Origin of the sequence: Metabacillus idriensis, from assembly GCF_009674765.1 — a bacterium.
Taxonomy (GTDB): domain Bacteria; phylum Bacillota; class Bacilli; order Bacillales; family Bacillaceae; genus Bacillus_P; species Bacillus_P idriensis.
In genome coordinates this window covers 1-20,865 of sequence record NZ_WKKF01000022.1, presented here as the reverse complement: position 1 = coordinate 20,865, position 20,865 = coordinate 1, and the positions used below count along the sequence as shown (strand labels likewise).

20 protein-coding genes, 1 tRNA gene, 2 rRNA genes, 1 other RNA gene and 1 other annotated feature are annotated in these 20,865 nt (G+C 42.4%); of the genes, 19 read left to right on the top strand and 5 right to left on the bottom strand.

All coding sequences use genetic code 11. From position 1 onward, the window contains the following. Positions 1–134 precede the first annotated feature (134 nt). Positions 135–250: ribosomal RNA gene (gene rrf / locus GJU41_RS24095) — 5S ribosomal RNA — on the top strand. Between the two features lie 385 nt (positions 251–635). Here rrf and GJU41_RS24090 read toward each other — a convergent pair. Then, positions 636–1,595 carry a YaaC family protein gene (locus GJU41_RS24090; RefSeq protein WP_070877766.1) on the bottom strand — a complete coding sequence of 320 codons (960 nt, stop codon included), beginning with the start codon at positions 1,593–1,595 and terminating at the stop codon, positions 636–638. Between the two features lie 117 nt (positions 1,596–1,712). On the opposite strand from GJU41_RS24090, the gene guaB reads away from it, so the two are divergent. The 6 genes from guaB to GJU41_RS24060 all read left to right on the top strand — a co-directional run bounded on the left by guaB (position 1,713) and on the right by GJU41_RS24060 (position 8,344). Then, entirely contained in the window at positions 1,713–3,179 is a 1,467-nt protein-coding gene (gene guaB / locus GJU41_RS24085; protein ID WP_070877765.1) for an IMP dehydrogenase, read from the top strand. A gap of 173 nt (positions 3,180–3,352) precedes the next feature. Then, positions 3,353–4,711 (top strand): serine hydrolase, encoded by a 1,359-nt coding sequence (locus GJU41_RS24080; protein WP_396653236.1) that lies wholly within the window; start codon positions 3,353–3,355, stop codon positions 4,709–4,711. Positions 4,712–5,031: 320 nt separating this feature from the next. After that, positions 5,032–5,916, top strand: a complete 885-nt coding sequence (gene pdxS / locus GJU41_RS24075) for a pyridoxal 5'-phosphate synthase lyase subunit PdxS (RefSeq protein ID WP_070877763.1) — start codon at positions 5,032–5,034, stop codon at positions 5,914–5,916. A gap of 20 nt (positions 5,917–5,936) precedes the next feature. Beyond that, on the top strand, positions 5,937–6,527 hold the full coding sequence (pdxT, locus tag GJU41_RS24070; RefSeq protein WP_070877762.1) for a pyridoxal 5'-phosphate synthase glutaminase subunit PdxT: 591 nt from the start codon (positions 5,937–5,939) through the stop codon (positions 6,525–6,527). Positions 6,528–6,583: 56 nt separating this feature from the next. Beyond that, positions 6,584–6,799: a binding site (T-box leader), on the top strand. Positions 6,800–6,852: 53 nt separating this feature from the next. Beyond that, a complete protein-coding gene (serS, locus tag GJU41_RS24065; protein WP_070877761.1) occupies positions 6,853–8,130 on the top strand; it encodes a serine--tRNA ligase in 1,278 nt (425 codons plus the stop codon). Between the two features lie 121 nt (positions 8,131–8,251). Then, positions 8,252–8,344: transfer RNA gene (locus GJU41_RS24060), tRNA-Ser, on the top strand. Between the two features lie 139 nt (positions 8,345–8,483). On the opposite strand, the gene GJU41_RS24055 is transcribed toward GJU41_RS24060, so the two are convergent. Both GJU41_RS24055 and GJU41_RS24050 read right to left on the bottom strand, forming a co-directional pair. Further along, positions 8,484–9,152 (bottom strand): deoxynucleoside kinase, encoded by a 669-nt coding sequence (locus GJU41_RS24055; RefSeq protein WP_070877760.1) that lies wholly within the window; start codon positions 9,150–9,152, stop codon positions 8,484–8,486. Then, positions 9,149–9,790 carry a deoxynucleoside kinase gene (locus GJU41_RS24050; protein ID WP_070877759.1) on the bottom strand — a complete coding sequence of 214 codons (642 nt, stop codon included), beginning with the start codon at positions 9,788–9,790 and terminating at the stop codon, positions 9,149–9,151. Before GJU41_RS24050 ends, GJU41_RS24055 begins: the two co-directional genes overlap by 4 nt. 278 nt (positions 9,791–10,068) lie before the next feature. Here GJU41_RS24050 and hppD point away from each other — a divergent pair, with 278 nt between their 5' ends. Genes hppD through GJU41_RS24030 form a run of 4 tightly spaced genes read left to right on the top strand, consistent with a single transcriptional unit; the run spans position 10,069 to position 13,919 of the window. Continuing rightward, positions 10,069–11,184: a 4-hydroxyphenylpyruvate dioxygenase gene (gene hppD, locus GJU41_RS24045; protein ID WP_070877758.1), complete on the top strand. Its 1,116-nt coding sequence runs from the start codon at positions 10,069–10,071 to the stop codon at positions 11,182–11,184. A gap of 33 nt (positions 11,185–11,217) precedes the next feature. Continuing rightward, complete coding sequence (locus GJU41_RS24040; RefSeq protein ID WP_070877757.1) at positions 11,218–11,826, top strand: flavin reductase family protein; 609 nt, start codon at positions 11,218–11,220, stop codon at positions 11,824–11,826. Positions 11,827–11,833: 7 nt separating this feature from the next. Next, entirely contained in the window at positions 11,834–12,763 is a 930-nt protein-coding gene (locus GJU41_RS24035; protein WP_154319790.1) for a fumarylacetoacetate hydrolase family protein, read from the top strand. Positions 12,764–12,767: 4 nt separating this feature from the next. Continuing rightward, on the top strand, positions 12,768–13,919 hold the full coding sequence (locus GJU41_RS24030) for a homogentisate 1,2-dioxygenase (RefSeq protein WP_154319789.1): 1,152 nt from the start codon (positions 12,768–12,770) through the stop codon (positions 13,917–13,919). Between the two features lie 182 nt (positions 13,920–14,101). Here GJU41_RS24030 and GJU41_RS24025 read toward each other — a convergent pair whose 3' ends face one another. Beyond that, positions 14,102–15,394, bottom strand: a complete 1,293-nt coding sequence (locus tag GJU41_RS24025) for a glycoside hydrolase family 18 protein (RefSeq protein WP_154319788.1) — start codon at positions 15,392–15,394, stop codon at positions 14,102–14,104. Between the two features lie 68 nt (positions 15,395–15,462). After that, positions 15,463–16,008, bottom strand: coding sequence for a cysteine hydrolase family protein (locus GJU41_RS24020; RefSeq protein WP_154319787.1), 546 nt, complete (start codon positions 16,006–16,008; stop codon positions 15,463–15,465). A gap of 65 nt (positions 16,009–16,073) precedes the next feature. On the opposite strand from GJU41_RS24020, the gene tadA reads away from it, so the two are divergent. The 8 genes from tadA to GJU41_RS23980 form a co-directional block, all read left to right on the top strand. Next, positions 16,074–16,565 carry a tRNA adenosine(34) deaminase TadA gene (gene tadA, locus GJU41_RS24015; RefSeq protein WP_154319786.1) on the top strand — a complete coding sequence of 164 codons (492 nt, stop codon included), beginning with the start codon at positions 16,074–16,076 and terminating at the stop codon, positions 16,563–16,565. Between the two features lie 85 nt (positions 16,566–16,650). Then, an RNA gene (gene ffs / locus GJU41_RS24010) (signal recognition particle sRNA large type) lies at positions 16,651–16,916 on the top strand. A 393-nt stretch (positions 16,917–17,309) separates the two neighbouring features. Next, on the top strand, positions 17,310–19,007 hold the full coding sequence (dnaX, locus tag GJU41_RS24005; protein WP_170292901.1) for a DNA polymerase III subunit gamma/tau: 1,698 nt from the start codon (positions 17,310–17,312) through the stop codon (positions 19,005–19,007). Between the two features lie 18 nt (positions 19,008–19,025). Further along, a complete protein-coding gene (locus tag GJU41_RS24000) occupies positions 19,026–19,352 on the top strand; it encodes a YbaB/EbfC family nucleoid-associated protein (RefSeq protein ID WP_070875718.1) in 327 nt (108 codons plus the stop codon). Between the two features lie 10 nt (positions 19,353–19,362). Continuing rightward, a complete protein-coding gene (gene recR / locus GJU41_RS23995) occupies positions 19,363–19,959 on the top strand; it encodes a recombination mediator RecR (RefSeq protein ID WP_070875719.1) in 597 nt (198 codons plus the stop codon). Positions 19,960–19,989: 30 nt separating this feature from the next. Beyond that, positions 19,990–20,211 (top strand): YaaL family protein, encoded by a 222-nt coding sequence (locus GJU41_RS23990; protein ID WP_070875720.1) that lies wholly within the window; start codon positions 19,990–19,992, stop codon positions 20,209–20,211. Between the two features lie 64 nt (positions 20,212–20,275). Next, positions 20,276–20,542 (top strand): pro-sigmaK processing inhibitor BofA family protein, encoded by a 267-nt coding sequence (locus GJU41_RS23985; RefSeq protein WP_070875721.1) that lies wholly within the window; start codon positions 20,276–20,278, stop codon positions 20,540–20,542. 259 nt (positions 20,543–20,801) lie between these two features. After that, positions 20,802–20,865, top strand: a 16S ribosomal RNA gene (locus GJU41_RS23980); the annotation flags it as partial.

The following is a 20,865-nucleotide window of genomic DNA, read 5'->3' as shown; positions in this document are numbered from 1 at the left end:
GGTGACGTGTGGAGCTGACAGATACTAATCGTTCGAGGACTTAACCACAGTCTAATAAAGTGTAACATTTAAGTGAAACTTGTTATCATACGTTATTTAGTTTTGAAAGAATAACTCTTTCTAGTTGCATATTGTCTGGTGATGATGGCAAAGAGGTCACACCCGTTCCCATGCCGAACACGGAAGTTAAGCTCTTTAGCGCCGATGGTAGTTGGGGGTTTCCCCCTGTGAGAGTAGGACGTTGCCAGGCACGCATAAAAGGAGAACAGCAGAGATGCTGTTCTTTTTTTATATGGAAAAAGAGAGAACTTATTTCAAATGCTGCCTGTGTTTGAAATAAGTTGGCTGAACGGGCATAAATCTTACTTGGCGAGCAGAAAAGGAGCTTAGACGAGCATGAATTTCAGGGAGCGAGCACAAATGGCCGGTGAGCTAGCATAAATAGGAAAGCTGCTGTTTCAGCAGGCGACGAATCCTGTGTAGCAGAAAAAGAACTTATTTTAAAGAACTGCACAGGCTTACTCTCCGCAAACTCGGTTTTACTCTCCGATGGAGTGTTCTAACAATCCAGGAACGCTGTATCACTCTCCGCAAACGGATATTAATTATCCAGTGCTGCAATACATAACACGCACTTACCCCTTTCCCCACAATTCATTCAAAAACGCAAGCGCAAACTGAGGTATTTTTTCTTTCGTGACTTCAAGAAAACGGACGATGAATACATAGTCGTCCTGTGAATGGCTTAGCATCAGTTCGTACCACCACTCGGTTTCATATCTAGAGATCATGCTTAAGTTATACAGCAATAAGTAATGAGCCATAAATTCAGGCAATCCATTAAGATCATTCAAGGATGCAGGCAAGGTATAATCGTCTGTTTGTCCATTGTACAGAAATGGCAGACTGTAGAAAGCGCTGAAACGATCTGGCGGATGACAAGTGATGCTGTGTTCAGAATAGCTTTCTCCGCTTAATTGAAAATGATAATTCAGGTATTCAAGCAGCCTTTCAGGTGTCATATGATAAGAGGCGGCCGCTTCAACTGGAATATGTATTTGCTTGTTTTCATATCGGGATGCAATATGAACGTTTTTATCTTTATGTCTGCTGAATAAATCGCTCAGTTCAGGTATTCTTTTTAAAAGCTCCTGCATGGAGTACTTATCATTTTCTACATGTTCAAGCTTATATAAATGAGACGCTGCGTGAGCAAATAAACCATTTCTTTGTATCTTCACTTCATCCTGCAAAAAGCGGTATTGCTGTTTTTTCCGTTTTCTTGTTGAGACTCCATGTGCAAGAACAGATGATGTTGCGGGATATTCAGGATCTAATGTTAAGATACATGCTTTCATAAGCTGAGACATTCCGTAGAACAGGAGCATAGGCTGTACGGGCAGTGCGGCACTTGCAGATGTAAGATAAAAGTTTTCAGCATGCTTTAGGTGGTAAACAAAAGGGTAGCTGTTTTGATAGGATAATTCGGCAGGTGTCGGCTGCTGATTTTTTTTATAACATTTTTCCAGAAATTTTTGGACTGTTTCTGTTGATTGATATGATTTTAACTGGTTCCAGACGTCTGTTTTCATCATCCAGCAGCTCCCCTTTCTTTTTTCGAAATTTTTAAACTCTTTTGCCTGTTCTTGACAGTGGGTTGGCTAGTTGTTAATCTACTAATAATATTTTGCCGTTAAGAGGGGGATTTAATGATGTGGGAAAGTAAATTTTTAAAAGAAGGCTTAACGTTTGATGATGTATTGCTTGTACCAGCTAAGTCCGAGGTTCTTCCAAGAGACGTGAACTTAAGTGTGAATTTAACACCAACATTAAAGCTGAATGTCCCAATCATTAGTGCCGGTATGGATACTGTTACTGAAGCTCAGCTTGCGATTGCGATGGCAAGACAAGGCGGAATGGGCATCATTCACAAGAACATGTCGATTGAACAGCAGGCAGAGCAGGTTGACAAGGTAAAACGTTCTGAAAGAGGCGTTATTACAAATCCATTCTTTTTAACTCCGGATCATCAAGTTTTTGATGCAGAGCATTTAATGGGTAAATACCGCATTTCAGGTGTACCTGTAGTAAATAATGTGGATGAGCAGAAGCTTGTAGGCATTATTACAAATCGTGACATGAGATTTATTCAAGACTTCTCGATCAAGATCTCTGATGTGATGACGAAAGAAAACTTAGTAACGGCAGACGTCGGAACAACTCTTAAAGAAGCAGAAAGCATTCTGCAAAAGCATAAAATTGAAAAACTTCCGCTGGTTGATGACCAAGGTGTATTAAAAGGATTAATCACGATTAAAGATATCGAAAAAGTAATTGAGTTCCCGCATTCAGCAAAAGATGAGCATGGACGTTTGCTTGTCGGTGCTGCAGTAGGTGTTACGGCAGATACCATGCTTCGTGTTAAAAAGCTGGTTGAGGCTAACGTTGATGCAATTGTGTTAGATACAGCCCATGGCCACTCAAAGGGCGTTATCGATATGGTCAGAACGATCAGAAACGAATACCCTGATCTGAATATTATTGCAGGAAATGTTGCAACAGCTGCCGCTACAAGAGAACTTGCAGAAGCTGGAGCAAACGTCGTAAAGGTAGGCATCGGACCTGGGTCTATTTGTACAACCCGTGTTGTAGCAGGTGTAGGTGTACCTCAAATCACAGCTGTTTATGATTGTGCGACGGAAGCACGCAAGCTAGGCATTACTATTATCGCAGATGGCGGAATTAAATATTCAGGCGATATCGTAAAAGCATTAGCATCAGGCGGTCATGCCGTTATGCTTGGCAGTCTTTTGGCAGGTACGTCAGAAAGCCCGGGCGAAACAGAAATTTACCAGGGAAGACGATTTAAGGTCTACCGCGGCATGGGTTCTGTGGGCGCGATGGAAAAAGGAAGCAAAGACCGTTACTTCCAGGAAGACAACAAGAAATTTGTTCCAGAAGGCATTGAAGGAAGAACTCCTTATAAAGGACCTCTTTCAGATACGATTTATCAGCTGGTCGGCGGTATTCGCTCTGGTATGGGATATTGCGGAACGGCAAACTTAGAAGAGCTTCGTGAGAATTCACAGTTTGTCCGCATGACGGGTGCAGGTCTTCGCGAAAGCCATCCTCATGATGTTCAAATTACAAAAGAATCACCGAACTATTCGCTTTCATAAGCGTTTCTAGGTCGATTTACCTGAAATGTAATACAATGTTCAATCTTTAGGACAGAGTCTCAGACTCTGTCTATTTTTTTTGATCATAGTGTGATAAAATCGACTTTGTTGTTTGTCACTCAGGTCAATAATTGAATATAAAAATAGATAAAAAAACGGTGGAGGTTATGAATTTGAGCAACATGAAGTTTAAGCGTTTGCTGTCCGTGCTGTTAGCTGCTGTTCTGGCAATAACAGTTATTTTGCCGGCAGCACAGGCATCTGCGGCAGAAAATGATGCAGTTGGAGTGAATGCAAAAGGTGCAATTTTAGTAGAAGCGTCTACAGGTAAAATTCTATACGGGAAAAATGCAGACGATCTGCTTCCGATTGCAAGTATGGCTAAAATCATGACAGAATACTTAGTTCTTGAAGCAGTTGATAAAGGGAAAATCAAGTGGGATCAAACATACACCCCAAGTGATTATGTCTATAGAATTTCACAAAACCGCGGACTGTCCAACGTCCCATTACGAAAAGACGGTACATACAATGTAAAAGAGCTTTATGAAGCAATGAGCATTTATTCTGCAAACGGAGCAGCTATTGCTTTAGCAGAAATCGTTTCAGGATCTGAGTCTAATTTCGTAAAATTAATGAATGAAAAAGCTAAAGAGCTTGGTCTTAAAAACTTCGAATTTGTGAACTCAACAGGTTTAGAAAATGGAGATCTAGCAGGAATGCATCCTGATGGCACGACAGCAGATGCCGAGAATAAAATGTCAGCACGCGATATGGCGCTGCTTTCTCAAAAATTAATAAATGATTATCCAGAAGTATTAGAGACAGCAAGTACTCCGAGAAAAGTATTCAGAGAAGGCACAGAAGATGCAATCAAAATGGATAACTGGAACTGGATGCTTGAAGGTTTGTTATTTGAAACAGAAGGTGTAGACGGTTTAAAAACGGGTTCTACTAAATCAGCAGGTTCTTCGTTTACAGCGACTGCTGAGCGAAACGGCATGCGCGTAATTACTGTCGTTTTAAACGCTGCAAGTGATGACGGCAGCCTTCATACTCCTCGTTTTAAAGAAACGAAAAAAATGATCGATTATGCATATAACAATTTCAAGATGGAAGAAGTTTATCCTGAAAACTATCAAATTAAAAATAAATCTGACCTCTCCGTTGTGAAAGGGAAAGAAAAAGAAGTAGCTGTAGCAACAAAAGAGCCTCTTAACCTTGTTGTTAAGAATGGTGAAAAGGAATCATATGAGCCAAACTACGTCTTTGATCAAAAAAAGGTTAATGCAGACAATGAAGTACAGGCTCCAGTCAAAAAAGGCGAGAAAATCGGCTATATGACTGTAAAATACACAGGTAAAGGCCAAGATTTGGGCTTCTTAGAAGAAAAAAGCGAAGCTAATGTTGATCTCGTCACAAAAAGCGGTGTTGAAAAAGCCAATTGGTTTGTTTTATCCATGAGAGGAATCGGCGGATTCTTCGGCGGTCTTTGGGGAACAGTGACAGACACTGTGACAGGCTGGTTTTAATTGAAAGAAGACTTACTCGATATGAGTAAGTCTTTTTTACATATATGGATATATTAGGATTGAAACGGGCGGCTCCGCTTTTCTAATTGTCTAGCTCCACCGCCCAACTCCTCGGCCAGAACAAATTCCCCCAAAAAGTCAAAACCGGACTTTTCGGGTGAATTCTTATCTGTCTGTCGGAGCTAAACGGACGGCTCCGCTTTTCTTTGTGCGAATTGTTTTAATAATCCCTTTAATTTTGATAGGATTTTTTAATAACTTAGGATAGAATAAGTTATATGTGCAAAATGAAATTTTACATAATATGAGGGGGATATAGAATGAATAACACAGGTACAGATCGTGTAAAACGCGGAATGGCAGAAATGCAAAAAGGCGGCGTCATTATGGACGTAGTCAATGCAGAGCAAGCAAAGATCGCTGAGGAAGCTGGAGCAGTTGCTGTAATGGCACTTGAGCGCGTTCCTGCTGACATCCGTGCAGCGGGCGGAGTTGCCCGTATGGCAGATCCTACAATTGTTGAAGAAGTGATGAAGGCTGTAACGGTTCCAGTTATGGCAAAAGCACGTATTGGCCACATTGTGGAAGCTCGCATATTAGAAGCGATGGGTGTCGATTACATTGATGAAAGTGAAGTATTGACTCCTGCTGATGAAGAGTATCATTTAAATAAACGTGATTATACAGTTCCATTTGTTTGCGGATGCCGCGATTTAGGAGAAGCTACTAGACGTATTGCTGAGGGCGCTTCTATGCTCCGCACAAAAGGCGAGCCTGGTACAGGAAATATCGTTGAGGCTGTTCGCCACATGCGTAAAGTAAATGGCCAAGTGCGCAGAATCATTGGAATGAGCACGGATGAATTAATGACAGAAGCGAAGCTGTTAGGCGCGCCTTATGAGCTTCTTCTTCAAATCAAGCATGAGGGTCGCCTTCCGGTTGTAAACTTTGCAGCAGGCGGAATTGCAACTCCGGCAGATGCTGCTCTAATGATGCAATTAGGAGCAGATGGTGTATTCGTTGGTTCAGGTATCTTCAAATCAGAAAACCCTGCAAAATTTGCCCGTGCGATCGTTGAAGCAACAACTCACTATCAGGATTATGAACTGATTGCAAGTCTTTCAAAGGGACTTGGAACAGCAATGAAAGGCATTGAGATCTCAACTTTGCTTCCTGAGAACAGAATGCAAGAGCGCGGCTGGTAATTATAAAGGAGTAGAATACAATGCTTAAAATTGGTGTATTAGGCCTTCAAGGTGCTGTAAGAGAACATATCCGATCAATAGAGGCAAGCGGTGCAGAAGGAGTCGTTGTTAAGCGTCCTGAGCAGCTTGATGAATTGGACGGGCTCATTATGCCAGGCGGAGAGAGCACAACGATGCGCCGCCTGATTGATAAATATGAGTTCATGGGTCCGCTCAAAGCCTTCGCTGAGCAGGGAAAGCCGATGTTTGGAACCTGTGCAGGCTTAATTCTTCTTGCTAAAAACATAGTGGGTTACAACGAAGGACATCTTGGAGTAATGGATGTTACCGTTGAGAGAAACTCATTTGGGCGTCAGCGCGAAAGCTTTGAAGCAGAACTGAATATTACGGATGTTGCTGAAGATTTCGTTGGTGTATTTATCAGGGCTCCTCATATTGTCGAAGTTGGAGAAGATGTGGAAATTCTGTCTAAGCATAACGGAAGAATCGTTGCAGCACGTCAAGGACAGTTCCTGGGCTGTTCGTTTCATCCCGAATTAACAGATGATCACCGGATGACTGGGCTGTTTGTGCGCATGGTTGAAAATACAAAAGCAAAATTAAGTGTATAAAAACCTTGCAACCGTATCAAACTTGTAGTAAATTATGAATTACTTAATTGAACATGAAAAACATGACGACAGGAAATAGTAGCAAGTGCTTCTTTCTTAGAGAGCCGGTGGCTGGTGAAAATCGGTGTTAGATCCTTGTGAATCCATCCTTGAATGAGATGTTGAAATTTTCGGAGAGTAGACATGTCCGGTACAGGCCGTTATCCTGCTTAAGAGGAAGGCAATCTGCCTTCAATTAGGGTGGCAACGCGGATATAACTTCCGTCCCTTTACCAGGGGACGGGAGTTTTTTTATTTGCAAAAAAACATAAAAAGGAGTTTTGTCATGCTGGATATTAAATATTTGCGCGCTAATTTTGAAGAAGTAAAAGAAAAACTGTCTCATCGCGGAGAGGATTTAGGCGACTTCAGCAAGTTTGAGGAGCTTGATCAAAAACGCCGTGAACTGATTTCAAAAGTAGAAGTATTTAAAAGCAAGCGAAATGAAGTTTCAGGTCAAATTGCTGTGTTAAAACGTGAAAAACAGGATGCTGATCATTTAATAAAAGAAATGCGTGAAGTTGGCGACCGCGTGAAAGAAATGGATGATGAGCTTCGCGTGGTTGAGGCAGAGCTTGAAACGTTAATGCTGTCTATTCCAAATATTCCGCATGAAAGTGTGCCGGTAGGCGAGACGGAAGATGACAATATTCTTCACCGCGAATGGGGAGAAGTTCCTGCATTTGCATATGAACCAAAACCTCACTGGGATGTTGCCGATCACCTTGGAATTTTAGATTTTGAACGTGCGGGTAAAGTAACCGGCAGCCGTTTTGTTTTCTACCGCGGCTTAGGTGCACGTCTAGAGCGTGCTCTGATCAGTTTTATGCTTGATTTGCATATCGATGAACACGGCTATACAGAAGTGCTGCCTCCGTATATCGTAAATCGTGACAGCATGACTGGAACAGGCCAGCTGCCTAAATTTGAAGAAGATGCATTTAAAATTGCGGGCGAAGATTACTTTTTAATTCCTACAGCTGAAGTGCCTGTAACTAACATGCACCGAGAAGAGATTCTCTCTATCGATCAGCTTCCGGTCAATTATGCGGCTTACAGCTCTTGCTTCCGTTCTGAGGCTGGCTCTGCAGGCAGAGATACTAGAGGATTAATCCGCCAGCATCAGTTTAATAAAGTAGAGCTTGTGAAATTTGTTAAACCTGAAGATTCTTATGATGAGCTTGAAAAACTGACAGGACATGCAGAGAAAGTTCTTCAGCTTTTGGGTCTGCCTTATCGTGTGCTTAGAATGTGTACAGCAGATCTTGGATTTACGGCAGCAAAGAAATATGACATTGAAGTATGGATACCGAGCCAGGAAACATACCGCGAAATTTCATCTTGCAGTAATTTTGAAGCCTTTCAGGCGCGGCGCGCAGGAATCCGTTTCAGACGTGAGCCTAAAGGAAAACCTGAATTTGTTCATACACTGAACGGATCTGGTCTTGCGATTGGCAGAACAGTTGCCGCCATTCTCGAGAATTATCAGCAGGAGGATGGAACTGTTATTATTCCTGAAGTATTGCGTCCATATATGGGGAATAGAGAAGTCATTTCACGATAATAATAACCATTCAAGAAGGGGCTAAAATCCGTTTTGGCCCTTCCTTAAATTTTTTTGAAAAAGTTTTTTAGAATCGTTGACAAGCCCAAAATCAATATGTTATATTAGTTCTTGTCAGCAGGGAGGTATACCCAAGTCCGGCTGAAGGGATCGGTCTTGAAAACCGACAGGGGAGTCAAATCCCGCGGGGGTTCGAATCCCTCTACCTCCTCCATCTTACATATAAAATCCAATGTTTAGCGCATAAGTATTGGAGATTGATAAAACCTGCAGCATACATTGCTGCAGGTTTTTTGTATGGATTTTTTCTTAATACATAAATAACTGCAAAAAAAATAACCGGAGTAAACCGGTTATTTTTTAAGTAATCTTGTCTGCTCTATAAAATGTCCGACACGTTCGACAATCGGTTCAATTGAACCTTCGTTTGCCATAATGTCATAATCGTTTATGTTCAAGCGCAAAACAGGACATGCATTAAAATTATTGATCCAATCCTCATAGCGGCGGTGCATCTCTTCCCAATATGCAATTGGAGTCTGCTGCTCCATCGGACGTCCGCGTTCTTTGATGCGGGATAAAATATCCTCAAGGCTGCCTTCTAAATAAATCAAAAGATCAGGATGAGGGAAGTAAGGTGTCATGACCATCGCATCGAATAAATTCGTGTATGTTTCATAATCGACTTCTGTCATCGTGCCTTTTTCATAATGCATTTTGGCAAAAATGCCAGTGTCTTCATAGATCGATCGATCTTGGATAAAGCCTCCGCCGTATTCAAAAATCCGCTTTTGCTCTTTGAATCTTTCAGCAAGGAAATAGATTTGCAGATGAAAGCTCCATCTTTCAAAATCCGCATAAAATTTATCAAGATAAGGGTTTGTATCTACTTTTTCAAATGAGGTGCGGAAATTAAGTGCATTTGCAAGGGCATTTGTCATCGTTGATTTTCCTACACCGACTGTTCCCGCTATGGTAATGACGGCGTTGTGGGGAATGCTGTATTTCTCTCTCAAGTTCATTTACTGGTAACTCCTTCATGTAAAGATTCATCCAGGCGTTTAAATATATAGGTTAAATCTTTTTCGTTTTGTACAAAATCAAGCTCATCTCCGCTGAATCTCAGTACGGGGATGGATGGGTGTTCTTTTTCCCATTGTGACATGGCCACTTCGTAATCCTCTGATAACTGCTTTAAATAGCCGGGATCGATCTTTTTCTCGATCTCCCTTCCGCGCATATCAATGCGGTTAAGCAATGTATCAAGACTTGCATTCAAGTAAATGATCAAGTTCGGCTTTGGCATGTCGCTTGTTAAAATTGAATAAATATCCAGGTATTTATCGTATTGTTCATTTTTAAGAGTGCGCTTTGCGAAAATAAGATTTTTATAAATATGATAATCTGCCACAACAGGCTGACTCTTTTTCAAAAATAACTGTGCAATATCTTCAAGCTGTTTATATCGATTACACAGGAAGAACATTTCTGTCTGGAAACTCCACTCTTCAATGTTTTCATAAAATTTGCCGAGAAACGGATTCTCATCCACAATCTCTTTCAGCAAATGAAATTGATAGTGTTCTGCTATCGCTCGTGCAAGCGAAGTTTTCCCAACACCAATCGGTCCTTCCACGGTAATAAACGGTACGCCATTCATCACGGGTCCTCCTACGCAAAAAAATCTATCAAAACAGACAAATTTTATTGTATCACAGTGACAATATGAAAAGAGTAAGCTTTTTACAAAAAAGAAAAGTTTCCAATTATCCTCTCATAGTTGTACGGGTTTTATGCGAATGCACCAGCGGATGGAATAGGGTTTGCATCATTGCAGAAAAGCGTTATAGCTTTACTCAGCACTCTTGCTTCCATCTCTGCTTTTTCCGTATGATGTATTCGGAATAGTAATAATATTCATAAAATGGAGGGATTTATATGCGTGAGGAAACAGCAGCGATGGACAGTCAGGTTGAAGATTTTTTTCCGGTGAAAGATGTTGATTATCTGGAAATGTATTCAGGCAATGCCAAGCAGTCGGCTCATTATTTCTGTACAGCCTTCGGTTTTAAAATCGTCGCCTATTCAGGACTTGAGACAGGGAACAGGGAAACCGTTTCCTATGTGCTGCAGCAGCAGAAAGTACGCTTAGTTATTACAGGTTCTTTAAACGATACCTCACGCGTAGCTGAATTCGTCAAGAAGCATGGGGACGGTGTCAGAGACATAGCTTTAGTCGTTGATAATGTTGAAAAGGCTTACAATGAAGCTGTATCTAGAGGAGCCATTGCGATTACACCGCCATTTGAGCTGAAGGATGAACTAGGATCCGTTAAAAAAGCCGTAATTGGTACATACGGAGACACCATTCATTCTTTAATAGAGAGAAAAGAATACAAGGGTGCATTTATGCCGGGATTTGAAGCGGCTGAAATGAAGATTCCTTATACAGAAGCAGGAATCATCGGAGTCGACCATGTTGTCGGAAATGTAGAGAGTATGCAGGAATGGGTTTCTTATTATGAAAAAGTAATGGGCTTTAAAGAAATGCGTCATTTTACAGATTCAGATATCAGCACAGAATATTCATCTCTTATGTCGAAGGTTATGCATAATGGAGGGCGGATTAAATTTCCTATTAATGAGCCTGCAGAGGGAAAACGCAAATCACAAATTCAGGAGTACCTTGAGTTTTTTAAAGGACCAGGTGTACAGCATCTTGCAATTTTAACAGAAGATATTGTATCTACTGTAGCTATTTTAAAGAAAAATGGCGTGGAATTCCTGAATACGCCTGAGACTTATTATGAAACCCTCAGCGAACGTGTCGGAGATATTGATGAAGAGATTGATAAGCTGAAAGAACTTAACATTTTAGTAGACCGTGACGATGAAGGGTATTTGCTGCAGATTTTCACCAAGCCGATTGTCGATCGTCCGACAGTCTTTATAGAAGTGATTCAGAGAAAAGGAGCGAAAGGCTTCGGGGACGGCAACTTTAAAGCGCTTTTTGAATCAATCGAGCGGGAGCAGGAGCGACGCGGAAATTTATAAGCACTTAATCCCCCTGAAAGCAAGGTGATAAAGATGGATGTCATGCCCGAGTCGCTTCACTGGAAAGACGCCTATAAATTAATGATTGGCTCGATCTTGCCAAGGCCTATCGCTTTCGTGTCGACTATTGATGAAAAAGGAGCGGCAAACTTGGCTCCGTTCAGTTTTTTTACCGCGATCTCAGCAGAACCGATGATGGTTTGCTTCTCTCCTATGAGAAAAGGGACAGATGGATCGAAAAAAGATACTCTTATCAATATTGAAAAAACGAAGGAATTTGTCATCAATATTGTGAGTGAGCAGATAGCAGAACAAATGAATCGCTGTGCAGGCGATTTTGAACCGGAAGTGGATGAATTTGTTCAAAGCGGGCTGACGAAGGCAAATAGCAAGGGAGTTGCCCCTCCTCGCGTCAAAGAAAGCCTGGTTCACCTGGAATGCGAGCTGCATGAAGTCTTGCATTTTGGAGAGAAAGCGGGATCAGGCAGTCTTGTCATTGGCAAGGTGAAGCATATCCATGTCGATGATGCTCTTTTCTATGAAGGGAAAATTATTACTAGTCACTTAAAGCCGATCGGGCGTCTTGCCGGACACATGTATACAAAACCAATGACAGATACGTTTGAGATTATAAGAAGGTGAAATCTAAATGAAGTTTGTGACATTTCAAACCGCGTCCGGCAGACAGGCGGCGGGATGGCTTCAGGGAGATGATCTGGTCATTGATATGCATGCTGTCAGCCGGGGTTTCCTGCCTCAATCTATTCAAGAATTTTTAGCAGAGCATGATCGATATCTGCCATCTATTCATGCAATGAATCCGTTTAAAGAGGAGGATCAGGGAGTTTACAGGCTTTCAGAGGTTAAGCTGTCTGCGCCTATTCCAAGGCCGGTGAGCATTCGCGATTTTTATGCATTTGAAGACCATGTGAAAACCGCCCGCCAGAAAAGAGGGCTTGATGTCATTCCAGAGTGGTATCAATTTCCGGTGTTTTATTTTACAAATCACCTGGCAGTGAAGGGGCCAGATGAAAGGATTGAAGTGCCTCCTGGCTGCCGTGCTCTTGATTATGAACTTGAGATTGCCTGTGTTATTGGAAAGGAAGGGCGTGACATCCCGGCAAGTGAAGCAGACGCGTACATTTTTGGGTACTGCATCATGAATGACTGGAGTGCGCGTGATCTTCAAAAAGAAGAGATGAAAGTGGGTCTAGGTCCTGCGAAAGGAAAGGATTTCGCGACCTCGCTTGGACCATACCTTGTGTCAAAACATGAGCTTCATCCACATAAGACAGGAGATCGGTATGATTTAACGATGACAGCGGCTGTTAATGGAAAAGAGATATCAAAAGGGAATTTAAAAGATATCTATTATTCATTTGCCCAAATGATTGAACGGGCTTCTGCAGGGGTCACCTTATATCCAGGGGAAGTGATTGGCTCAGGGACCGTTGGAACCGGGTGTATTCTAGAGCTTGGGGAAGAAGTGCATCGATATTTAAGACCGGGAGATGAGATCGAATTAACAATAGAAGGTATGGGCTCGCTGAAAAATAAAATTGCAGCTAAAAGCAGGTGAGAGCATGTATTATCGCGCGTTAGGCAAAATCCCGCATAAGAGACATACGATGTTTAAAAAAGAAGACGGTAGCCTTTATCGGGAGCAGGTTATGGGGACGAAGGGGTTTTCAGGCACACAATCCATTCTGTATCATCACTACATGCCTACAGAGGTTGCGAAATCAGAGCTTCTTCATTCCTATCTCCCTGAATATGAACAGATGGATTCCTTGAAGCACAGGCATTTCTTTACAGACGCTCTGCAATCTAAGGGGGATGCTTTTGAGGCTAGAGAGTATATCCTTGGGAATGACGATCTCTTAATAGGCACAGTTCTTGCAGGAAAACCGATGGAGTCTTATTACCGGAATGGTGATGGAGATGAATTGCTTTTTGTTCATTTTGGGAATGGAACGATTGAGACGATGTTCGGCGTCATCACATACCGTCCGGGAGATTACATTAACATCCCAATCGGCACAATCTATCGTATTGTTCCTGAAGCGGAAACAAAGTTCCTTTTTATCGAATCGTTCAGCCAGATTACAACTCCTAAACGATATCGGAATGAATACGGCCAGCTTTTAGAGCATAGTCCGTTTTGCGAAAGGGATTTTCGGGGACCGGAACAGCTGCTGACGTTTGAAGCAAGAGGCGAGTTTGAAGTGCTGACGAAATCCAGGGGCTATATGCATAAGCATACCTTTAACCACCATCCTTTTGATGTAGCGGGGTGGGACGGCTACTTGTATCCGTGGGCATTTAATATCGAGGATTTTGAGCCGATTACAGGACGGATTCATCAGCCGCCGCCTGTTCATCAAACATTTGAAGGCCACAATTTCGTTGTCTGCTCCTTCGTTCCGAGAATGTACGATTATCATCCTGAATCAATTCCGGCACCTTACTATCACAGTAATGTCAACAGCGATGAACTGCTTTATTATGTAGAAGGAAATTTTATGAGCCGAAAAGGAATCAAACAGGGGTCCATCACGCTTCATCCGAGCGGAATACCGCATGGTCCTCATCCGGGAAAAACGGAAGCAAGCATCGGGAAAAAAGAAACACTTGAGCTTGCAGTGATGATTGATACGTTCCGTCCGCTTAAAATCGTCAAACAGGCTAAAAAGATAGAAGATGCCGATTACATGTATACATGGGTTGAAAAATAAGAAAAGCGCAAGCGCCCGTTTAGCTCAGGCATGACAGATAAGGCTCCGCCAGTAAAGGCGCTTTTTGCCAATACTTTCGGAGCCGTTCTGGCCGAGGAGCCTGAGCGACTCCGCTTGCCATCGAAGCGCAAAATTTTAAACTTTCTTATCTCTTAAAAAAAGCAGCCGGATCAGGCTGCTTTTTATGTTGGTGTTTTTACAACGTCGAAGTTATCTGCAATCAATAACCAGTTTTGCGGGAATGAGAGCCCGAGTTTCCAATAGCTCATTCCTCTCAGCTTTAATTCTTTCATTAGATCAAATTTAGCCTGTATGGAACGGGCATCCTCAAACCAGACTTCATGCTCTCTTCCTTCCTTATCGCGATAGTTGAAGTGAGGAGCCTGTGCTTTCATATCATATTGAATGGGGACATTATACTGACTTGCCAAGCGGATGGCCTGCTGAGGGCTGATGGCTTTTGCGAATTCTCCCCCAGGCTTAAACGGCAAGGTCCAGTCGTATCCGTATAAATTCTGCCCCATCATGATTTTATTTGCCGGTATTTCAGTCAGGGTGTACTCAAGGACATCCCGAACCGGTCCAATCGGCGAGACAGCCATTGGCGGTCCGCCGCTATAGCCCCATTCGTAGGTCATCACTACTACAAAATCGACAATTTCGCCGTGTGCTTTATAATCATGCGCCTCGTACCATTTTCCTTTTTGATCTGCACTTGTTTTAGGAGCCAGTGCCGTAGAAATGAGCCAGCCTTCTTTCTTAAAGCGGGCTTTTGCTTTTCTTAAAAAACGGTTATAGGCTTCTCTGTCTACTGGCCTTAAATACTCCATATCGAAATGGATATCGCGGAAGCCGTATTTCTTAGCGGTTTCGACGATGTTATTGAGAAGCTTATTCTGGACATCCTGATTATTAAGAACGATTCGTCCGATTTCGTCGCTGAAACCCTCATCATCTAAATTCGTCACGATCATCATTAATGTGACTCTATTGTTTTTGGCGATATTAGCAAAGTCATTTAAGAGCGGCTCTTTTAGAGTGCCATCCTTTTGAATGCGGAAGCTGAACGGTCCGAGGTAGGTTAAATAGGGTGCTGCTTCACGGGCGCTTTCTTCCAGTTCAGGACTTACCTGATTTCCGGAAGGTTCAATATAAGCGTTGAATTCTGCTTTTTGTTTTGGCCGGTCGGGAATATAGAGCCTGAACCCTATTTGAAGCGGACTGTTGATCGAGATTTGGTTAACTTCAGATAATTCCTTTGGAGTTGAACCGTATCTCCTGCTGATTGACCACAATGTATCTCCTGGCTGCACCCAATAAAATCGTCCTTTTATCGGAATGACGATTGTCTGCCCGATGACAAGCTGGCCTGGATTAGGTATTTCATTTGTCCGGATAATCTCTTCAGCGGTCGTGCTGTAAGCTTGGGCTATCCCATATAAAGTTTGTCCTTCCCGGACAATATGTATCTGCATATTGATTCCCCTCACTCATTCGTCATAATCTCTCTGATACATCTTATGAAGGAACGAGCGTCAGCATGTTATATTTTTATTTGACGGGAATCGCCTATATCTGCCTGAAGGACATTTTTCATCATGCGCAGAGCATATTCATTATCTTGTTTGTCATTTGAAGCAATGCAGTCAGACGGAACGGAGAGTTTATAACCCCTCATATAGGCATCATTGGCTGAAAAAAGAACACAGATATTTCCGGCTATGCCTGTCAAAATAAGATGATCCACTTCCAGGTTGTCGAGAAGCATGTTTAAGGCAGTTCCATAAAAAGCTGAATGCATGGGCTTGATTAAGAAAAAGTCCGTATCATCCGGATAGAGCTGTTCGATGATGGGTCTGCTCAATTCATTTGTGCACTTTTCAGAAATCTTTTGAAAATCAGCCTGCCATAACTTATAATGATCATTTATATAAATGATGGGACATTTTTTCGCCTGCATTTTCTTTTTTAACGAAAAAATGTTTTCAGAAACTTGTTTGGCTTCATCAGCCAGCACTTCACCATGCTTAAACTTAAAATTATTTATCATATCTATAATGAGCAGGGCACAGGTCTCTTTTTTATCCAAGGCGTCATCTCTCCTTTACTGAGATTAGCTTGTGCCATAATGAATAAATCTATAAGGAGTACATGATGAATAAGGACACGTTATATATGGAGCTTGCAATAAAAGAAGCATTAAAAGCAAAGGCAATCGGCGAAGTTCCAATCGGTGCGGTCATCGTACATAACGATGAAATCGTAGGATCCGGCTATAATCTAAGAGAAAGTGAGCAAAGGTCGATTGCCCATGCGGAAATGATTGCGATTGATCAGGCGTGCGCCTCAATGGGTACGTGGAGACTTGAGGATTCGACGCTTTATGTAACCCTTGAGCCTTGTCCGATGTGCGCGGGGGCGATTGTTCTTTCGAGAGTGAAAAGAGTGGTTTACGGCGCTGCAGATCCAAAAGGCGGATGTGCGGGAACCCTTATGAATCTTCTGGATGAAAAAAGATTTAATCACCAGGTTGAAGTGACTAAAGGGGTGCTTGAAGATGAATGCGGCAATATGCTCAGCGATTTCTTCAGGGATTTAAGAAAAAAGAAAAAAGCTGAAAAGACTGCTTCAAAAAATTTACAGTAGCTGGATATTGCATTTTTCTCTAAAAGACTATATACTAGGTTATGCGTCGTACTAAACGGCGCACCTTAATCAGGTATCAATTTTGCCGTGCTAAGCGGGGAGGTAGCGGTGCCCTGTACTCGCAATCCGCTCTAGCGAGGCCGAATCCCTTTCCCGAGGTTAGCTGTCTGTAGGGCCTGCCTTAAGTAAGTGGTGTTGACGTCTGGGTCCTGCGCAATGGGAATCCATGAACCATGTCAGGTCCGGAAGGAAGCAGCATTAAGTGGAACCTCTCATGTGCCGCAGGGTTGCCTGGGCCGAGCTAACTGCTTAAGTAACGCTTATGGACACTAATCGACGGAAGGTGCACGGCAGTTTAATTTATAATGAACAACCCATCCTCTTGCAGGGTGGGTTTTTTATTTTGTAAAAAAAGTATTTTGCACTTCGTTGTCCAGCTCCATCGCCCAACTCCTCGGCCAGAACGGATCAGCAAGCATTAGCAAAAAGCGCCTTCACTGGCTGATCCTTATCTGACATGCTTGAGCTAAACGGGCGATTCCGCTTTTCGGTGTTGTCTAGCTCCACCTCCTAGTCCCTCGGCCAGAACAAAATCCCCCAAAAAGTCAAACCCGGACTTTTTGGGTGATTTCTTATCTGTCTGTCGGGTCTGACCAGTCGGTTCCGCTTTTCTTGTTGTCCCCTTTGTAAAATACTAATTCCATAAGGTATAATAGAAGAGATGAATTTGAAGGAGGGCGTTATGTGAGTTACCAGGCTTTATACCGTGTTTGGCGGCCGCAGCAATTTCATGATGTCGTAGGTCAAGAACATATTACAAGAACGCTTCAAAATGCCCTGCTGCAAGAAAAATTCTCGCATGCCTATCTTTTTTCCGGACCAAGAGGAACAGGAAAAACGAGTGCGGCCAAGATTTTTGCGAAAACAGTCAATTGCGAAAAAGCTCCTGTTGCGGAACCGTGCAATGAATGTTCTGCATGCCTTGGCATCACAGATGGTTCCATTTCCGATGTGATTGAAATAGATGCTGCTTCAAATAACGGAGTAGATGAAATACGGGATATACGCGATAAAGTAAAATATGCACCGTCTTCGGTGAAATATAAGGTTTATATCGTTGATGAAGTGCACATGCTCTCAATTGGAGCTTTCAATGCCTTGTTAAAAACGCTTGAAGAACCGCCTAAGCATGTCATCTTTATATTAGCCACGACAGAACCCCACAAAATCCCGCTGACGATTATCTCCAGGTGTCAGAGATTCGATTTCAAACGAATTACAGCGGCTGCAATTGTCGGGAGAATGCAGGAGATCACCAAAGATCAGGAGATAGAAGCTGATACTGCTGCCCTTCAGGTCATAGCCAGTGCAGCGGACGGAGGAATGCGTGATGCCTTGAGTTTGCTTGATCAGGCCATTTCCTTCAGTGATGAAACCGTGACATTAGACGATGCTCTGCTCATAACAGGCTCGGTCTCACAGGCGATGATAGGCGAATTAATTCATGCCATGTTCAATAAAAATGTATCTGGTGCTCTGCAGGCTTTAGATGAACTGATGAATCAGGGAAAGGATGCATCTAAACTTGTAGAAGATTTTATCTACTACTACCGGGATCTGCTGCTGTATCAAACAGCACCGCAGCTTGAGGAAGTTTTAGAGCGGGTTACAGTGGATGAACAGTTTGTGGAATTATCTAAACAGATGCCTTCCGGTACCATATACCATGCAATTGATGTGCTGAACAAAAGCCAGCAGGAAATGAAATGGACAAATCACCCCCGTATTTTCCTTGAGGTGGCAATTGTTAAGCTTTCCGAGCATGAGGCAAAAGCTGTTCAGCCTGGCGGGAATGAAAATCATACTGAGCTTGAAGCGACAGTAAAGAAACTTGCAAATGAATTAGAGCTTCTGAAAAAACAGGGAATCACAATCAGCGGACAGCAAGCGCCGCAAAGTGAACAAAAGGCCCCTAAAGCTGTCCGAAGCGGGTACAAAGTGCCAGCAGGCAGGATTCAGGAAATTCTGAAAGATGCTACTAAACAAAACCTGGCAGCTATAAAGAGCCGCTGGGGAGAGCTGCTTGATTATTTGCGCAGACAAAACAAAGTATCACATGCAGCCCTTCTGACAGACAGTGAACCTGTAGCTGCATCAGAAACGGCATTTGTGTTAAAGTTTAAATATGAAATCCATTGTAAAATGGTAGCGGACAACAACAATCAGGTCCGCAGCAATATGGAAGCCATTCTTTTGGAATTAACGGGACGAAACATGGAAATGGTTGGCGTTCCAGAACAAGAATGGGGTAAAATAAGAGAAGATTACATACGTGATCAGCGTCAGAATGAGGACGGCGATTCACCTGATGAAGACGAGGATCCGCTCATAGCTGAAGCAAAAAAACTAGTGGGTACAGATCTCATTGAAATAAAAGATTAATATTGGAGGAGATTTATTATGAACCGTGGCGGAATGGGCAACATGCAAAAAATGATGAAACAAATGCAAAAAATGCAGAAAGATATGGCCAAAGCGCAAGAAGAACTGGCTGAAAAAACAATCGAAGGAACAGCTGGCGGCGGGATGGTCACTGTTACGATTAATGGAAACAAAGAAGTCATCGATGTAAACATTAAAGAGGAAGTTGTAGATCCGGAAGATATCGATATGCTTCAAGATTTAGTTCTTGCTGCTACAAATGATGCTCTGAAGAAAATGGATGAGCTCACAAACGATACAATGGGCAAATTTACAAAAGGCATGAACTTGCCAGGCATGTTCTAGGAGGAATGGAATGCATTATCCTGAACCGATATCAAAGCTGATTGACAGCTTTATGAAACTGCCAGGAATTGGCCCGAAGACGGCCGTTCGTCTGGCTTTTTTTGTACTGAATATGAAAGAAGATGTTGTACTGGATTTCGCAAAGGCTTTGGTCAATGCCAAAAGAAATCTAACGTACTGTTCTGTGTGCGGCCATATTACAGATCAGGATCCCTGTTATATCTGTGAAGACCAAAGAAGAGATAAAACCGTCATTTGTGTCGTTCAGGATCCAAAAGACGTCATCGCAATGGAAAAAATGAAAGAATACTCTGGACTGTATCACGTGCTTCAAGGTGCAATCTCTCCTATGGACGGCATCGGACCTGAGGATATCAAGATTCCTGAACTGCTGAAAAGACTTCAGGATGATACGGTGCAGGAAATCATACTTGCTACCAATCCTAACATTGAGGGTGAAGCAACAGCTATGTATATCTCCAGGCTTTTAAAGCCGACAGGAATTAAAATGACGCGGATAGCACATGGCCTTCCTGTAGGCGGAGATCTGGAATATGCGGATGAAGTAACTTTATCAAAAGCTCTGGAAGGCAGACGCGAGCTTTAATATCGGGATGGCCGGAGAGGGGAAGTTTGATTGTTTTTTCGCAGAAAAGGCTGGCTCAGAAAAGAATATGATCAGCTGCTGGTGGATGATCTCATTTATATGAAAGATGACTGGAATCGTCAAAAACAGCTTGTTGATAAAAGTGTGGAGCCGTCTCCTGAAATACTGTATGCATTAAAAGTTGCTCAATCTAAATACTTCTTCTTATTAAGAGAAGCAAAAAAGAGAAATATTACAATCGGCAAGAAATAGCTTGTTCTATTTTCACCAGGCTTTCATAGATATTTAGAAAGTAATAATGAAAGTGAGTGGTGGAATGGAACCCGTCTACGTTTTTTCCATTCTCGGAGGAATCATCATCCTGCTGCTTGTTGCGGGCGCACCGCTCAGATCCATGCGATGGGCAGGTCAAGTGCTTGTGAAAGTTGTAATAGGTGCATTATTTTTATTTTTCATTAATGCATTTGGTACAAGCATAGGGCTGCACATCCCCATTAATCTGACGACTGCGGGTATTTCTGGATTGCTTGGTTTGCCGGGTGTTGCTGCATTAATCATTATAAAAATGGTGATCTTATCTTAGAACAGGCGGATTGTTTCGCTTGTTCTAATTTTTTTTGTTGACACCCTTTAGAGTGGGTGGTATATTAATAAACGTCGCTGATGACGTCACATAAAACTTTTTAAAAAAAGTTGTTGACGAAACATAGTGATGAATGATATATTGAAGGGGTCGCTTCGAGAGAACGCGACACAAAAAGTTCTTTGAAAACTAAACAAAACCAAAAGCGTACCAAACGTTTTAAATTTTTGAAGTCAGCAACAAATTGAGTCACAAATTTTCTTCGGAGAGTTTGATCCTGGCTCAGGACGAACGCTGGCGGCGTGCCTAATACATGCAAGTCG

Excerpts from the sequence above, each read along its gene's own strand:
- GJU41_RS24090 (WP_070877766.1), bottom strand. The coding sequence starts at position 1,595 with ATGATGAAAACAGACGTCTGGAACCAGTTAAAATCATATCAATCAACA.
- guaB (WP_070877765.1), top strand. The coding sequence starts at position 1,713 with ATGTGGGAAAGTAAATTTTTAAAAGAAGGCTTAACGTTTGATGATGTA.
- pdxS (WP_070877763.1), top strand. The coding sequence starts at position 5,032 with ATGAATAACACAGGTACAGATCGTGTAAAACGCGGAATGGCAGAAATG.
- pdxT (WP_070877762.1), top strand. The coding sequence starts at position 5,937 with ATGCTTAAAATTGGTGTATTAGGCCTTCAAGGTGCTGTAAGAGAACAT.
- serS (WP_070877761.1), top strand. The coding sequence starts at position 6,853 with ATGCTGGATATTAAATATTTGCGCGCTAATTTTGAAGAAGTAAAAGAA.
- GJU41_RS24055 (WP_070877760.1), bottom strand. The coding sequence starts at position 9,152 with ATGAACTTGAGAGAGAAATACAGCATTCCCCACAACGCCGTCATTACC.
- GJU41_RS24050 (WP_070877759.1), bottom strand. The coding sequence starts at position 9,790 with ATGAATGGCGTACCGTTTATTACCGTGGAAGGACCGATTGGTGTTGGG.
- hppD (WP_070877758.1), top strand. The coding sequence starts at position 10,069 with ATGCGTGAGGAAACAGCAGCGATGGACAGTCAGGTTGAAGATTTTTTT.
- GJU41_RS24040 (WP_070877757.1), top strand. The coding sequence starts at position 11,218 with ATGGATGTCATGCCCGAGTCGCTTCACTGGAAAGACGCCTATAAATTA.
- GJU41_RS24035 (WP_154319790.1), top strand. The coding sequence starts at position 11,834 with ATGAAGTTTGTGACATTTCAAACCGCGTCCGGCAGACAGGCGGCGGGA.
- GJU41_RS24030 (WP_154319789.1), top strand. The coding sequence starts at position 12,768 with ATGTATTATCGCGCGTTAGGCAAAATCCCGCATAAGAGACATACGATG.
- GJU41_RS24025 (WP_154319788.1), bottom strand. The coding sequence starts at position 15,394 with ATGCAGATACATATTGTCCGGGAAGGACAAACTTTATATGGGATAGCC.
- tadA (WP_154319786.1), top strand. The coding sequence starts at position 16,074 with ATGAATAAGGACACGTTATATATGGAGCTTGCAATAAAAGAAGCATTA.
- GJU41_RS24000 (WP_070875718.1), top strand. The coding sequence starts at position 19,026 with ATGAACCGTGGCGGAATGGGCAACATGCAAAAAATGATGAAACAAATG.
- recR (WP_070875719.1), top strand. The coding sequence starts at position 19,363 with ATGCATTATCCTGAACCGATATCAAAGCTGATTGACAGCTTTATGAAA.
- GJU41_RS23985 (WP_070875721.1), top strand. The coding sequence starts at position 20,276 with ATGGAACCCGTCTACGTTTTTTCCATTCTCGGAGGAATCATCATCCTG.